General features: G+C 44.9%; 13 protein-coding genes, 2 tRNA genes and 1 other RNA gene. 7 read left to right on the plus strand and 9 right to left on the minus strand.

Annotation, left to right across the window (positions count from 1 at the left end; translation table 11 throughout):
• The 6 genes from IT392_12660 to smpB form a co-directional block, all read right to left on the minus strand.
• The coding region (locus IT392_12660) for a phospholipase D family protein (GenBank protein MCC6545328.1) at window positions 1–1,258 on the minus strand (1,258 nt) is incomplete at its 3' end.
• On the minus strand, window positions 1,252–2,481 hold the full coding sequence (locus IT392_12665; GenBank protein ID MCC6545329.1) for a hypothetical protein: 1,230 nt from the start codon (window positions 2,479–2,481) through the stop codon (window positions 1,252–1,254). The genes IT392_12665 and IT392_12660, both read right to left, overlap by 7 nt.
• A 536-nt stretch (window positions 2,482–3,017) precedes the next feature.
• Complete coding sequence (locus IT392_12670; protein MCC6545330.1) at window positions 3,018–3,455, minus strand: LAGLIDADG family homing endonuclease; 438 nt, start codon at window positions 3,453–3,455, stop codon at window positions 3,018–3,020.
• Window positions 3,456–3,883: 428 nt separating this feature from the next.
• Window positions 3,884–4,220, minus strand: a transfer-messenger RNA (tmRNA) gene (gene ssrA, locus IT392_12675).
• Window positions 4,221–4,393: 173 nt separating this feature from the next.
• Window positions 4,394–4,870 carry a hypothetical protein gene (locus tag IT392_12680; GenBank protein MCC6545331.1) on the minus strand — a complete coding sequence of 159 codons (477 nt, stop codon included), beginning with the start codon at window positions 4,868–4,870 and terminating at the stop codon, window positions 4,394–4,396.
• Between the two features lie 100 nt (window positions 4,871–4,970).
• Window positions 4,971–5,423 carry an SsrA-binding protein SmpB gene (gene smpB / locus IT392_12685; GenBank protein MCC6545332.1) on the minus strand — a complete coding sequence of 151 codons (453 nt, stop codon included), beginning with the start codon at window positions 5,421–5,423 and terminating at the stop codon, window positions 4,971–4,973.
• A gap of 141 nt (window positions 5,424–5,564) precedes the next feature.
• Here smpB and IT392_12690 point away from each other — a divergent pair.
• From IT392_12690 to IT392_12710, 5 genes are all read left to right on the plus strand, one after another.
• A tRNA-Leu gene (locus IT392_12690) sits at window positions 5,565–5,649 on the plus strand.
• A gap of 8 nt (window positions 5,650–5,657) precedes the next feature.
• Window positions 5,658–8,330, plus strand: coding sequence for a [protein-PII] uridylyltransferase (gene glnD, locus IT392_12695; protein MCC6545333.1), 2,673 nt, complete (start codon window positions 5,658–5,660; stop codon window positions 8,328–8,330).
• A gap of 62 nt (window positions 8,331–8,392) precedes the next feature.
• A complete protein-coding gene (locus tag IT392_12700; protein ID MCC6545334.1) occupies window positions 8,393–9,484 on the plus strand; it encodes an FtsX-like permease family protein in 1,092 nt (363 codons plus the stop codon).
• A 7-nt stretch (window positions 9,485–9,491) separates the two neighbouring features.
• A complete protein-coding gene (locus IT392_12705) occupies window positions 9,492–10,166 on the plus strand; it encodes an ABC transporter ATP-binding protein (GenBank protein MCC6545335.1) in 675 nt (224 codons plus the stop codon).
• Entirely contained in the window at window positions 10,163–11,224 is a 1,062-nt protein-coding gene (locus IT392_12710; protein MCC6545336.1) for an efflux RND transporter periplasmic adaptor subunit, read from the plus strand. Before IT392_12705 ends, IT392_12710 begins: the two co-directional genes overlap by 4 nt.
• Window positions 11,225–11,312: 88 nt before the next feature.
• On the opposite strand, the gene IT392_12715 is transcribed toward IT392_12710, so the two are convergent.
• Window positions 11,313–11,744 carry an OsmC family protein gene (locus IT392_12715; GenBank protein MCC6545337.1) on the minus strand — a complete coding sequence of 144 codons (432 nt, stop codon included), beginning with the start codon at window positions 11,742–11,744 and terminating at the stop codon, window positions 11,313–11,315.
• 380 nt (window positions 11,745–12,124) lie between these two features.
• On the opposite strand from IT392_12715, the gene IT392_12720 reads away from it, so the two are divergent.
• The gene (locus IT392_12720) at window positions 12,125–12,904 is read left to right on the plus strand and encodes an alpha/beta hydrolase (protein MCC6545338.1); all 780 of its coding nucleotides are present in this window, start codon (window positions 12,125–12,127) and stop codon (window positions 12,902–12,904) included.
• A 49-nt stretch (window positions 12,905–12,953) separates the two neighbouring features.
• Window positions 12,954–13,763, plus strand: a complete 810-nt coding sequence (locus tag IT392_12725; protein MCC6545339.1) for a phosphatase PAP2 family protein — start codon at window positions 12,954–12,956, stop codon at window positions 13,761–13,763.
• 267 nt (window positions 13,764–14,030) lie between these two features.
• On the opposite strand, the gene IT392_12730 is transcribed toward IT392_12725, so the two are convergent.
• Window positions 14,031–14,107 (minus strand) — tRNA-His (locus IT392_12730).
• A gap of 111 nt (window positions 14,108–14,218) precedes the next feature.
• Entirely contained in the window at window positions 14,219–15,706 is a 1,488-nt protein-coding gene (locus IT392_12735) for an HD domain-containing protein (protein ID MCC6545340.1), read from the minus strand.
• Window positions 15,707–15,866: the final 160 nt, after the last annotated feature.

Here is a 15,866-nt window from a genome sequence, read left to right on the forward strand (position 1 = left end):
CTCCAGTCAGTGTTAAAGACCATAGCTTCTCCTTGGGTATACTCTGGCATACTATTGAGAGGTCCGCGTCTGCCAGTTGGAGGCGAGCATTCTCTATATACGCCTCCGCCTCTTGCCTTCCAGTATCTATGGCGGCCTCCTTGGGGGAGTCGAATGGGATGAGATATTCCCCTAATCCATCCGTCCCAAGAAGCTCATCGATGCCGCCAACTTTGTTCTTCTTGCCTATCAGGCCAACGAGTATTTCGACATTTTTGGAGGCCCGCAACGCTGCGTTTGTAGCATTAGCGGAACCCATTATTATGTGCGTGTAGTCAGAATAGTAACGTGTCTCGAACAGGTAAACCTTGGCATGCAAGCCAGTAGAGAGTGGCTGGTCCGACTGATTGTCTTCCTCACCATCTTCGGTTTCCGCAGCTTCGTCCAGATGAAGACACTGTGAAAAAAGGCTGAGTGTGTCCTTTTTTATACTTATTAGGGACTCAGGCCTGGATATTAATGCGTCTGCCGATTTGGTTTTCTTCACCAAGGATTGAAGGGCCTCGTCAGAGCAGAATGGTGAGATAACAGCCATTTTATTTGACGTTGGCGGTTCCCAGTCAAACTCTTTGGTCCCGGGAAGATAGAAGGCCAATTCATCAAAACCATCGGGAAGCTCCCATTGGGCTCTATGCATATCCTCTGAAAACCTGATTGTCTGCTCGATTCTGGCCTGATCAACGTCTCCTGTGGCAAGCCCGGGAAGTGATTTGAAGAAGTGTGCCAGGGGTTTATTGACCTTTGCTTTGCGTCCTCCGATTGTGCCTTCGAGCTGAAGCGAAAGGTCCCAAGATTGATCAAACGTCATATTTCTGGTTAAGACAACCAGCCTGAGCATTGAGCCGCTTTTGTCCGGGCTGACAAACCGGATAGCCCACACTTTCGGATGGAAGACCCCTCCGTTTGGAGCCTTAACCTCTACGACCATTCCTTCCAGAAAACCAAAAAGTGGATTTGGCTTGGCGATCTGGGGCACCTGAATTCGACCTTTTTGAACATATACGGTAATTCTCTTTGAGTACCTCCGTATGGCCTCAAGGATTGACAAGGGATCAGGCTCAGCCTGCCCCCAGCTTGTTATCAAAGCAAGGTACACGGGAGCTTCAAGCAGCAGGGCTGGGTCCATTGAAAACGTCGTTGCAATGGCCTCGTCGAAAATCATCCCCGGTGGAGGAGTGAGGGCTGAAGTGTAAAGGCTTCGGGAGTTTGGATTCAGCATTTCTTCCCCCGGTTCATGCCCTGATAGAGATCATTCAAGAGAACCTTTACATTAGGCCAACGGTAAACAAGTTTCCCGACACCGGAATACCCGCCCCATTGCTTAAGTGCCAGTTGATTCCTGAATCGAGAACGTGAACCTTTGAGTTTCATCTCCCGGTGCTTAACAAGGTTCATTGCCTCTGCGTTCTCAAGCAGGTCTTTGGGGGATTTTCGGGCCAGCTCGATCCACTGCTGCACAAAGGACCGTGTCTGTGGAGTGATCGTGTGACGACGGTCAATGGTCAACTCCCAAAGGCGGTTTACTAACCAGGCTCTTACTTCATCAAGAGGAAAGTTTTTTACCCAATCATCGAAACTGGCCTGATGTTCTGAGACACGGTCATCAAGACCACGAAGTTGAGCAAGCTGGATGTTGTAGGATAACGCCGCCCCGTGCAACGTCTCGGAGAATAGCCGAGCGTGAGTCAGCAGCTCTTTATGCTCCTGAGAAAAATGACCGTAGTCTGGGTGCTCCCATGGAGCTCTGGTGTCTGCAGGTTCGCAATGCAGCGATAAAAAGGAAAGTAGGCTTTGTGAACAACTAACCTGAATGCGGTCCCGAATAAATTCGGCTTCTTCTAGGGATAAGGCAAAATCCACTTTTGCGGGAAAGGTATCCGGGGGCGCAGGTAACCGAGGGTGCCAGCTCAGGACTCCCAATCTCTGATCGTCATTGATGTCATCACCTCGCGCTTTGGCATCTTTCTCCAGAGCTTTCAAAGTATTTTGACGCCGATAGATCTCGTCGATTCGCTTGTAGTATTCTTCCTGAGAGTATGGTGTGAGGCGAATACCCCATGCGCCGAGACCAGCCCAGTAAACAGAACTGGGTAACCGTTTGAGTCGTTTGCCAGCTGTTTTGCCGAAAACGCCTGCCTGGTCATCGGAGTCCAGAAGAGGTTGAACCAGATCTCTTTCCAGTTTGTCAGCCTGGATCGCAAAGCTATCCATTGAAAGTCGCTTATCTTCCAGTCCCTGATATATCCATGGCGTGAACAGCATGTACCGAAGACGGGTCTGGATCGTGCTTGTGCCAGGGAACAATTGATCCGCAAAACTATCTCTCACAGAGCCGAGGCCCAGCTCATCACGGCTTTCCTTCTCCTGAAAAAGGGAAAGGATGCGAAGAGTGCGCTCTCTCGCCTTTGAATCGTGATCAATCCATGCAAGGACGGACGGCATATTTCGTTACTCCTTTGCAAGCACTTAAATTACCCTACCCTCACACGGGGAAGTACCTCAGGCAACGGCCTTCGACCACCCTTAATACGTTTGTGAGAGACTCACGGTAATTTCTTCTGTCTTCTTATCATCAGGGGATGCCTCAATGGTTTCTTCTGCCTCGTTAAACAGATATGTCTGAAAAGCATCCTGACCGCTATACTTCTCAAATGTTCGCCCGTATATAGAAGCCTTTAAGTGCCTAAGCTGCTCTTTCAGTAAATAGAACTTCTCTATTAGGTCTGTATGGCTTCTCTCAAGGTCAGTATATCTTTGCTCAGAGGCAGCCTAGGAATAAATAATCTTTTTTAGTTTGCCAACATCATCGGGCAGGTGTGTGAGCTCAATATTCACGCAGAGGCATTATAGCATAACCCCATGTATCTACAAGACAGTTATTACTTTTTTTAATTGGCACATGTAATGTTATAAAATATTGACATGATGGCCGGGGTCTGGCATGGCATTATCCCCAATTGTGATTTTATCTGAAAACCTTATTTTGAACTCAGGCAAAAAAATTGCTGAATGAATGATTCTCTCTCTTCTATCTGATTAGAGGTATATCTTCCATTTCGTGGAGTCAACCTGACATAGTTATCAATAACCAATGTTGCTCGACCAAACTTATAAGACTTCAAATAGGGAGTAATCTGCTTTAGTAGGTCCAGCGCTTGCCTGTTTGAGATTGAATATGTAAAACTTGGTGTATGATTATCGCGTGAAGTGCGCTTAGTTGTAATTAGACCTGCACCTACTGTTTCTTGGACGTAATTGAGCAGATTACGTTCTGTATTACTGATGCTTACAACGAGCTGACGATTATCAGCTCTATGCTTCCTGCTCAGTGAAATAGTTCCTTCTCCATCAATCAGGCCAGCGATGTAAGCTGCTTCTTCAGATGTAATTTTATTTGTTTGCCTGTATATTGCCATCCTGTCATCCGTTTCTTCAGAATGATTTTATACTATTTTACATATAAATAAAGCCCCTGACTGAACATATGTCAGGGGCTTTGCAAATTGGTGGAGGCGGCGGGACAGCGTTTCCACTTCTTTCGAAGTGGGCTGGACTATGCCTTCATCCTGTAACATCCAGGATGCGGGGCGTCTTATCCACTTATAAAGTGGATCCTAGTACCCGCTCATTCAATGAAGACCAGCGGGTCTATGAGTCTCTACAGGGCAGCCCTGAGGTTTGCCCCCTTGCTACCCCTCGGCGTTACCATGACATCCAGGTTCCCCTCACCCTGCCCTCTCCCCGAAGGGGAGAGGGCAGGTGAATACAAAGCCGAAATGCCGTCAGGCTTCACCGATGTGAGCCCCGTTTTCACTCTGCCCTTACGGGCAAAGGCGACCCTTGTTGATCGAACCCGCGTCCGGAAGCGTTCAGCATCAGGACCTCTACATGCTTAGCCGTGCGAATTAAGGTTTCGCAGTTCATCATGCCCGCAGGCAGGCTCAAAAGAACCGCTATCCCGCTGTAGTCTCACCCACCCCCTGCAGGAGGAAAAAGGCAGGCCAGCCTGTAATTATGACACCCTAATCCTGCGGCACAGGCAGCCTCAGGCAGGGCGTCGCAGCCTAATTAGGCAGCGAGAGCGTAATCTGCGTTAGCAGTTGTGTTTTTCCCGTTTTTTTAATGAGGCCTACGGGACCTCAGCATGCAATCCTGGCATCTTCGTCCCCGTCGAAGCCAGTCGCCCCCAAGCTTCGGACGTAATAAATGTCTTTCTGCGGCGTTGGACTCCTCAGGGAATCCTCAACGTACTTTTCAAGTACGCCTCCGGTTCCCTTCGTCGTCCGCCTTGCAGAAAGCCATTTCTTACGCCCTAGTTAAGCTATGTTATCAAAGAACAAGGTTTCTGTTTAATTTAATGCTGACCGTGCGGCTCATAAGGCTCGTAGAACTCATTGTCTATCGCTGCCCTTATATCTTTTATACTGTATCCTTTGTTATTCAGCTCTTTGGCACGTATAGCCTCTAACATGCATATATCACATCCGGAGCCATGGCCATCTGTAAAGCATGTCCTGAGACTCTTGTGATCATGGTCTTCTGCGCAGTAACAATAGCAATAGAGTTGATCGAGTACCTCAGGTATTTCGGCCGCTGCGGCGTATGCCTCCCGGACCTGCCCGGTAAAATAAACAGTCGGCACGATTGCCCCCATCTCTCCTCCCCGCCAATCCGGGTTGTTTTTATACTCCATATATACTTCAGGCTGACTACTGTCGCGGGAAGTGGAATGCGTATCCTTGTCCGGATTTTCCCTCCCCTGTTTAGTACAACCTGCAGAAATTGAAACAACTGCTGCTACTAAAATAATGATTAAGATATTCCTGTCCATTCGAAAATACCCTTATTAACCCATCCCCACCCCTTCGATTTCTCTCAGGACAGGCCTTACCCTCTCCCCTTGAAGGGGAGGGGATTTTGGTAGGTTAGCATTATTTCTGCCTTTCCCTGAATGCCTGGGCTACCTCCCTGCCGGCATCTCTCTTCTTTATATCCTCTCTCTTGTCATAAAGCTTCTTCCCTTTTGCAACGCCTATTTCAACTTTTGCAATCCCCCTCTTAAAATAAACCTTGAGCGGTACTAAATTATACCCCCTCTGCTGTATCTTCCCGAAAATCGTGGAAATCTCTTTTCTGTGAAGAAGGAGCTTGCGTCTCCTCCCCTGCTCATGGTTGTTAATATTTCCAGCCTTATATGGACTTATATTGCAGTAGAGGAACACCTCTCCCCCCTCTACCCTTGCATGACCATCTTTCAGGCTCACCCCTCCATCACGCATTGACTTGATCTCAGTTCCCAGCAGCTGTATACCCGCCTCATAAGTGTCTTCAATAAAATAATCATGAAACGCCTTCTTATTTGATGCAACTAAACTTTCACTCACGACTTCATAACCCTTTAAAAAATAGAATAAATATTTGAATCCTAAGTAGACTTATGATAACATAGCGCATAGTCAAAGGCAAATAGACGTAATTTATCTATTGACAACCCCTTATTAGTTTTTTATGCTTGATAATTCAGCGCCGAAGTGGTGGAATTGGTAGACACGCATGTTTGAGGGGCATGTGGGTTTTCCCGTGGGGGTTCAAATCCCCCCTTCGGCACCAATCTCGTTATGACCTCATTAAGTCAAATCCTCTCTGACACTTCAGACAGAGCCGCACTAATAGACAACCTTAAGAGCTATCTATCGAAAAAACGTCAGGAAATACATGACCTTCATAAAGATGGCGCATCCGGTTTGTATATAACCACACGCATCTCCAGTCTTACCGACCGGATAATATCAGAACTTTATAATCAGGAAATGAAGAAGTATGAAAAATCACATGATATCTCTGTAGGGGATAAGTGCTCCGTTATCGCCGTCGGTGGTTACGGAAGAGGAGAACTGAATCCCTGGTCTGATATAGACATAATGTTTCTCTACCATGAAGATTTAAAAGATGCTGTGGAAACAATATCCACGAATATACTCTACTTGTTGTGGGACCTCAGGTTTAACATCGGTCACAGTTTACGGACAATAGAGGATTGCATTAAGATAGGCACCGCAGATTTTACCGTGAGGACTGCCCTTATGGAGTCAAGGCTGATCACAGGCAGTGAACCACTTTTCAGACAGTTTCAAATGACCTTTATGGAAAAGGTTATAGCAAGAAATGTACGTGCATATATTGATGAAAGACTTAAAAATATGCGTGAGAGATACAAACAGTACGGTACGTCCATTTACCTGGTCGAACCAAATGTCAAAGAGGGCAAGGGGGGGCTGAGGGATATTCACTGCCTGAGGTGGGTAACAATTGCACGATACAGAATAGATTCCCTGGCTGAATTTCATAAACAGGGGTATATCACCAATGTGGGATATAAGGAGCTTGCAGATGCAAAGGATTTTCTTCTCAGGGTCAGGAATGAACTGCACTTTCATTCCAATAAGGCATCAGATGTTCTTACAGTTGAAGATCAGTGGAGGATATCCAAACTCTTCGGCTATACTGACGAAGACCACCGCCTTGGTGTAGAGGCATTCATGAAAGACTACTACATGCATGCATCCCATATCCATGACATCTCTCAAAGGATGATAGAAAAGGCACTGCCTGTCCAGAAGTGGAAAAAGGGCATGGAGACCATAACATCCAGGTTTGTCAAACCATGCTATGTATTGACTAAGGATACAATACATGTGCCTGAGCGCCATCAGGAAATATTGTTAAGTGATGGCAAGAATGCCGTTTATCTGTTTTATCTTTCATTAATTCATAACCTCAGGATATCCACTCATACCATGAGTATGCTATACAGGAATTCGGCCGTAATACCAAATGATCTTTATAAGTCTCCTGGAATTAACCAGGTATTCCGGAAGATACTCTCATGGCCTCAGGGTGTTGCAGATACAGTCCGGGAGATGCACAGGGTAAAACTCCTTCAAAAACTGATACCTGAGTTTGAAAAAATATCATGTTATGCATCGTATGATTATTATCACAAATATACAGTTGATGAACACAGTTTTATAGCGGTCGAGACAGCTGAAGAGCTATTGCATTCTCATAGCTTTATAGCAAAGGTCTACAGGGAGATAAAACGAAAGGACCTGCTCCACCTTGCACTGTTGTTACATGACGCCGGCAAAGGCAGCGGTGAAGACCACTCAACCAGGGGTGAAAGGATAGCAGAGAGGGTTGGGCGGCAGTTAGGCTTTAACGATGAAGACACGGCCCTGCTTGCATTTCTTGTCAAGCACCACCTCATCATGCCAAACACAGCATTCAGGAGGGATCTGAGTGACACCAAGGTAATCCTTCTTATTGCAAGGCTTGTAGCAAGGCCGGAGGTACTGAAAAAGCTCTTTATCCTGAGTTATGCAGATATAAAGGCAGTAGGTCCGGAGACATGGAATGATTGGAAGGAACACCTCCTGAGCGAGCTATACAGTAAGGTAATGGAAGAGTTATCAGGCACCAGGACGATATATTCAGTTGAAGAAATACTTGTAAAGACAAAGAAGGACATCAGTGAAAAACTCTGCCTGATATACCCTCCTGTATGGCTTGATGAACAATTGCAGTATATGGAGTCTCGCTATCTCCTTATTACCCCGCCTGAGAAGATAATTAATCACCTCCATATGATTAACCGTCTCAATATTGATAAAGAGGAAAAGGTCCTTGTAGATGTAATCCTTGAAAAGGGCATGGCTGAGTTTACAGTTTACACCTATGACAACATTACGCCTGGACTCTTTTCAAAGATTGCAGGGGTTCTTGCAGCTGCAGGATATAATATCCTCGATGTTCAGATATATACGACACAAAAAGGGATCGTTGTAGACACCTTCCATGCCCAGGACCCCTACCCCGAAGGTGTATCATCGCAACTCCGTCAGGCCACAGTGAGAAAACATATATGCGAAGTACTGACCGGGACTACAACGGTAGAAACCCTGTTCAGGAAATATGCCAGTAAATTACCCAAGAGAAAAACCATCGCTATAGCAGCACAAACACAGGTTGAGATTGATAACGAGTCCTCAGATGATTTTACCATTATAGACGTATTTGCGGCAGACAGGCAGGGACTCCTGTACATAATTACCAGGACCATATTTGAACTGGGCCTCGCAGTATTCTCCTCAAAGATAGCCACACACGTTGAACAGATAGTGGATGTATTCTATGTAAAAGACATCAATGGCAGCAAGATAACAGATCATGACAGGGTCACAATGGTAAAACAGCGGTTACTCGAAGCCATTGAGGAGTATTCAAAGCTGTAAAGAAAGAGTTTGTTATGTTTTGGCTCGCCTTAAAAACGCTTTTTCATGAAAAAGGACGGCTTATGATAACCCTGATTGGGATAACATTTGCCTCGATCCTTGTTCTTGCACAGATCGGTATGTATCTCGGGATGATGGGAAATGCCACTTCAATTATAAGCCATATTGATGCAGATATATGGATAACCTCAAGAAATATTCAGAATTTTGATTTTGCAAATCCTTTTCCTGAGAACAGGATTAACCGGGTCAAGGCCCTGCCTGACATATTATGGGCAGAGAAATTACTCCTGACCTATGGGTTTCTTAAACTTTCAAATGGCGGCAGGGAACAGATTCAGATTGTTGGATTTAATCCGGACACAGGGGTAGGCGCACCATGGTCCATGTTGAGCGGTACTCCCTATGATGTTAAAGGTGGAAGATACATGATTCTTGACAAGACATCTGAACAAAGGCTTGGAAAGCTTGTCATCGGAACAACGTGGGAACTTACCCTTGCCAATCCTCATTCATTCAAGCTCGTTGGAATCTCTAATGGAATAAAGAGCTTTACCACCATGCCTATAATCTTCATATCCTATAATCAGGCAATGGATATTATTTCAGGATTCAGCGCTGAAAGAGATACTCAATTTATCGTGGCCAAGTTAAATAATAAAGAGAGGTTAAATGATATTGTTACCGAGTTAAGGAGTTCTATGAAGGATAATGATGTGTTTACCAAAGATGAGTTCATATGGAAAACCATTATGTACTGGACTATCCAGACAGGAATGGGGATGAGTTTTTTCCTGACTGCACTCCTCGGACTGGCAGTAGGCGGGGCAATAGTAGGCCAGACAATCTACGCAAATACTATGGAACATATAAGGGAATTCGGCACGCTAAAGGCAATAGGCGCAAGGAACATTGATGTTTATAAAGTCATTTTCAGTCAGGCAGGTTTAAGCGCTGTGATAGGTTATATCATGGGAGCAGTTTTTATACTTGCCGTAAAGAATGGATTGGAAAAGGGAGGTGTTACCCTGTATCTGAGCTTCCAGCTCTATGTATTGTTATTTATAATTGTTTTTTTAACATGTATACTCTCTGCATGGTTTTCCGTCAGAAAGGTCAAGAAACTTGACCCTGTAATGGTTTTCAGGGCATAGAATTGTGATGACAAATATACTTGAGGTCCGGGATGTCACAAAGATATATGAGGAAGGCAATACCAGGGTGAGGGCAATAGATTCCGTATCACTGGCCCTTAATAAGGGCGAGGTACTCCTTATCATGGGGCCTTCCGGTTCTGGAAAGACTACACTTCTATCAATGATGGGGTGTATACTCTCGACAACTTCAGGTGATATTATAATTGAAGATATCGTTGTGAACCATCTGCGGAGGAATTTACTTCCTGATATCAGGAAGCGATACTTCGGTTTTGTATTTCAGTCATTCAACCTGTTTCCATCCCTGAAGGCAGCAGAAAATGTAGAGGTTGTTCTCAGGCTTAAAAATTACAACAAACAAAGTATAAAGATGGAGGCGATGAATCTATTAGACAGGGTAGGACTTTATAACAGGGCTAACTTCTTTCCAAGGGACCTGAGCGGCGGAGAAAAACAGAGGGTGGCATTTGCGAGGGCGCTGGCAGGTAATCCCCCTATTATACTTGCTGATGAGCCCACTGCAAATCTTGACTCAAAAACCGGCCGGGAAGTTCTGGAGATTCTCAAAAGACTTGCTGAAGAATCAGATAAGGCAATAGCAATTGTGAGCCATGATCCCAAGGCAGAGGCATTGGCTCACAGGATTATATATATAGAAGACGGAAGGATTAAGCAGTGAAGAAATATCTGTATATAGCTGCTGGGATGTCACTTGCAATATCTATATACCTGATTTCAGGCCATGCAGCAAGACTATCGGCTACCGGGAACAAAAATGACAACGCCGCAAGCCGTAAAGCTCAGACCGCAGTCCCTGCATACGGGCGCTATGTAGCGGCTGAAGGCAAGGTCGAGACACTGCCGGGACGTGAAGTGGATGTAGGAAGCGAGTTTAATGGTAAGATTGAAAAGTTTTATGTAAAAGAAGGAGACAGTATAAAGAAGGGTTCAATCATCGCAAGGCTTAACAGCAAAGACTTAAAGGCAAGGCTGAAGGAGGCTGAATCAGACCTTATAGTAGCCAGGGCAAAATACAGGGAGGCCGCATCAGGTTCAAGAGAAGAAGAAATCAAAAAGGCAGATGCATTATTTGATGCGGCGGCTGCTGATGTTGATCTTGCGGCCAAGTATCTCACAAGACATGAGTTATTATTCAAGGATGGGTTAATCTCAAAGATCCAGTACGAGGAAAGTGAAAATAAATACAAGGTTGCAAAGGCAAGGGAACAAGCTGCAGAACAGGAAAGACGTCTGGTTGAAAAGGGACCTAAGGAGGAAACATTAAAGCTGTTGATGGACTCTGTAAATAAGGCTGAGGCATCTGTAGAATATGTCAAAACGATCATAGATAAGACCGTAATAACCTCACCAATCACAGGAAAGGTAATTCACAAATATCTTGAAGAAGGTGAGATTGTATCTGATGAATATCCTGTACTCTTGACAATTGCCGATGTGTCAAACGTAAGAATAAGTGCAGAAGTAGATGAAACGGACATAGGCTTAATTAGTATGGGAGATGCTGTTGAGATAACTTCAGATGCTTACAAGGGAAAGCCGTTTAAAGGGGAAATTCAGGAGATTGCAAGTTATGTGGGTGTCCGGGATATACGCCCCAATAACCCGGCAAAGAATCTGGATAAAAAGGTCATAAAAGTTAAGATAAAGCTCCTTGAAAAAACACCCCTTAAACTCGGTATGACCGTGGATGTCAGGATTAAACCGACCATCCGTTAAATAAGCTGCTGAAGGGATCATGTCTTGCAAAATCACATGCCGGGTTTTAATGATCTGTCATTACAGGATATGCCCCCACAGCCCGGGCTTATTTGCTGATCAGTCTGGCATTCAGTTTAATCTCAGTCCCGGTCAGGGCCTTTGAGACCGGGCAGGTCTTTTTTGTAGCTTCGGCCTTATCCAGGAATACCTTCTCGTCTATTCCAGGGACTTCGGCTTCAGTATCAAGTGTGATGGAGGTAATTTTAAAACCCTCTTCAAGTTTCTCAAACTTAACACTTGCATTTGAGTGAATACGTCGCGGAGAGAAACCGTCCTGAGCAAGCCCGTTCGCCAGGGCCATGGAAAAACAACCGGCGAGAGCCGCTCCTATCAGCTCTTCAGGATTGGTGCCAGTCCCCTCTTCAAATCGTGAAGAAAAAGAATATGCCCCTTCAAAGGCACTACTCCCCAGTTTCATACGGCCCTTACCCTCTTTCAGATTTCCTTCCCAAACAGCATCTGCTTTACGTACAGGCATAATTGATACCTCCTTGCATTTAAGTAGTTATTGATAATAACATAGCAACTTAAGTTAGTTAATGTCAACATTATAGTGCCACACGATTGTCACACGTGCATAAGAACCCTTGATTATGGTTTTACTTTAAAGATGCGTTATATTAGAGATTGACAGGTCATCACACTCCTGATATTTTAGCCTTATCAAAACACATTACCACATAGACAGCAGTAAACATGGATTCTTAATATAACTGATCCTTAATTAGGTGACTCATGCGGTTCATTAATTTTAAATGGCTAATATTTATCACTATCCTATCTATGTTAACTGCATGCGTCTCTGTATCCAAAAATATATTTGATCCTGCTGTCCTGTCGTCAAGTCAGAAATTTATTATGGTTAATAATGTCCCCGTCGTGTACACAGACGCGGGACATGGCGAAGCTATTCTCATACTATCTACTTATCCGTTAAGAACAGAATCATGGAGCGGATTAACCAGCCTCCTCAGCAAGAACTTCCGTATTATTGTGGTCGAGCCTCCCTGGCTGATGGAACCTGACGCTATGAACGGTGACTTCTCCTCCGAACACATACTCCAGATATACCGATCTTTTATCCGACAGATTGGGATCAAAAAGACTCATGTCCTGGGTGTGGGAGAAGGTGGCGGTCTCGCCGTTGCATTCGGCCATCATTTCCCTGAACATATTATAGCAGCGATAAGCATCAACGGGTTTGAAGGTGTGACCTGGTCAGAAGAATCGAAGTCAATGCTTGATCTGATATATTCTACTGAAGAAGATGGAATCATGAAGATGCTCAAGACTTCTTCTCTGCGGTACCAGCAGGAAATTCCTTCCGGTCCGGACATGAAACCAATAGTGAAAGCTCCCCGGAATAAGCAACTGATAAATGCCATACTTAAGCGTAGGGATGATTTTAAGCAGGATATAAGATCCCTCTATATAACTTCAATGATAGAGTACATTGACTTTCCTGTGATGATTATCCGCTCTGACAAAGATACCGTGCTTCCGGAGAGGTATACTGAGTGGTCACAGAATCGTATTCTCAGTGTCCGGTACGAGCTCCTCCCAAATGCCGGACATTTTGCATTTCTGGATCAACCTGAAAATACGGCTGAGCTGATACGTGAATTCATACAAAAATAACGCTCCAACCCGCATACATACTTTTGTGCTATTTACATTTCGCAGTAAGATGAAAAAGGTGTGGATTCTTCCACAATGCTTTTTAATTCTGATGTTATGGTGTAACCCGTACGTTTACGCCGATAATAATCATCAAAACTCATTACCTTATCATTATCAACTTTGGAATGATGCGAAGGAGCTTGCATATAAGCCTTTGCACTTTTCCAAAGCTCAATGGTTTCTCGCCGGAGGAGTCGTGGCGGCAACGGTACTTGCCCTGCCCTATGACGGCTGGATACGAGAAGAGTATACGGAGCACAAAAACGATTTAAACACCGATATAAGCGAGCATACAACTTCCTTTGGAGATTATCGTTATCAAATTCCCCTACATACTTATCTCTGGAGTCTGGGTACGGCATTTAATTACTTGCCCATGAAAAAGGCTGCTGCGGACGGTATAGAAGCCAGCCTTCTATCCGCGGGTCTTGTCACACCACTCATTACGGTCATCAGTGGACGTGCGCTGCCAATTCATAACGAGAAACCACTTAAATTCCATCCTTTCATTTTCAAGTCGGGCCATGAAAGTTTTCCCTCCGGCCACACAACCGAGGCCTTCGCTATGGCTGCTGTCTTAGATGCAAACTTTCGTCAAACATTTGGTTATTGGCACACACCTTTTCTCTTCGCTCTCTCCACGGCAACAGCATACTCTCGCGTTTATGATCAGAAACACTATTTGTCTGATGTCATCCTCGGAGCAGGTATTGGTACCTCCATAGGTTACTGGGTGGCCGGGCAAAATCACAATGTTCCTTCGTACATTTTCATTTGGCCCACTCCAAATGGATTCGTCCTTGTTTGGGAATTTTAAAATAACACGTTTTCCCAGTAATTTCCGTTCTCCCCACGACTCAAAAGCGTGGACACGGGGGAATAAATCTGGTTCCGGGGTGGGGAATAAAGTTGAGCCTCGACACGTGGGCGCGCCACTGAGTTTACCTATGTCTTTGTGCGATAAGTGAACCCTATTCCTTAGTCATCGGACTAACATTACGCATCACACGGAATAGTTGATTTGTAGAGGACCACGATTCTGGCTGGTCCCCAAATCTCTGTCTGGCCTCTCCAGAGGATTTATTGGGGTGAGCGAGGGGACTTGAACCCCCAGCCTCCGGAGCCACAGTCCAGCGCTCTGACCAATTGAGCTACGCCCACCATAATTTGTTCCACTATTCTGCAGCAAGGAATTAATTTTAACTCTATTTGCGACTGGATGTCAATATTAGTTGGCAAGAATTTTTTAGAATAAAGGAACACTTCAAGTCTTTATCGGTACAACAACTGCCTTGCCAATGCCAGAGCCTCATCATGATTATTCAACTCACCTGCATCCTGTGCGCTCCGTATCTGCTCAAGAATACGCCCCATTTCAGGTCCTGGAACCATTCCAAGGGTCATCAGATCTCTGCCTGTAATCAGGTCTCTCCTTTCAAGCCTGTTTTTGATAACCTCATAGTATTCCTTAATGGTTTCTTTTGACCACCTCATGAAATCTTCCCGCCACTCGGCGCTTGAATCAGGGCCTGATGTGCTTTTAATATCCGCAATTGCAACAATGGCAGAGGGGACTGCGTCGTCTTTCATCTTCCGGAACCATCTCATCTTTGTGGCTGGTTTTACATCATGTTTCGACAGACTCAGGACGTGCAGGTGCTCGGCAATCAACAATTTTAGAAAGTCCCTGTCACGGTTTGACATTCTTAATCTCACTGCAATTTCATCCATTAGCCCTGTCCCTTTTTCGTCATGTCTATAGAAGGTAATTCGTCCCGTATCTGGATTTACTTCACGGCAGACTGGTTTACCGACATCATGTAACAGTGCAGCTAATTTTGTAAGTGGCAGACGGTTATTCCTGCCAAGGTTGGCGGCGACTTCACCTGATAGTCCCGCCCTCACCCCTTCGCATCCGCTCAGGCCTGTCCTGAGCGAAGGCGGAGGAGCAGGCCTGTCCCTCTCCCTACTCAAGTTTCCAAAGAAAGTAGAGATGTTATTGATAATCTCCTCACAGTTTTCCATCACCAGCAAGGAGTGTTCCCAGACATCCTTATGGTGAAATGCATTCTGAGAACACCCCTTCATTGCCCTGATCTCAGGGAATATTGCCTCTAATATACCGATCTGGTCCATTTGTTTAATGAACTGAGTACTATGTGTTGTTCCAAGGATTAATAATAACTCAGATAATATTCGTTCACCGGATACGGTCGTCAGCAGGCCAACATTTTTCCTGATAGCATCAAGGGTTAAGACCTCAATATCAAAACCTAAAACCGCAGAAAACCGGAATGCCCTTACCATCCTGAGTGGATCAGAGACTAATGTATCCTGCCGGACTGACTTTATTATCCCATTTTTAATATCCTGAGCTCCATTCAGTGGATCCAACGGTTCCGAAATAGTGCCGTCCCTGTTAACCTCAAGCGCCATAGCATTTATTGTAAAGTCCCTCTGCATGAGGTCATCATAAATGGTCCCGCCCCTTATTTCCGCTATGTCGAGGTAGTTACTGCAGTCTTCCCTGTCAACGACACGATAGCATGGGGTATGTGGTTTCTTCTCCATGGGAACTATCGCAGCATTATGATATGCCGCCAGATTATATGCAAAATCTCTTGCACCCTTGCATGTGAGATCTACATCTTTAGGCTGCACATTCAACATCATGTCCCGGACAGATCCGCCAATCAGAAACAACCTCGGGATGTCTTCAGGATATTTATGCAGCCATTTTTCAAGAGTTATAAGTTTCATTATTTTTCATTGACAGTTGTGCGACTCACCTGATACATTATCATTACTAACAGTACATTCTGTACAAAAGCGATCCGGAATGCAAATCCTTCCGTTACCTGATCACAAAATAAATCAGTTACTCTTATAATATTGTGCATGCCATAACGCACAGTAAGGA

The sequence above is a fragment of the Nitrospirota bacterium genome, from assembly GCA_020846775.1.
Lineage (GTDB): Bacteria > Nitrospirota > 9FT-COMBO-42-15 > HDB-SIOI813 > HDB-SIOI813 > RBG-16-43-11.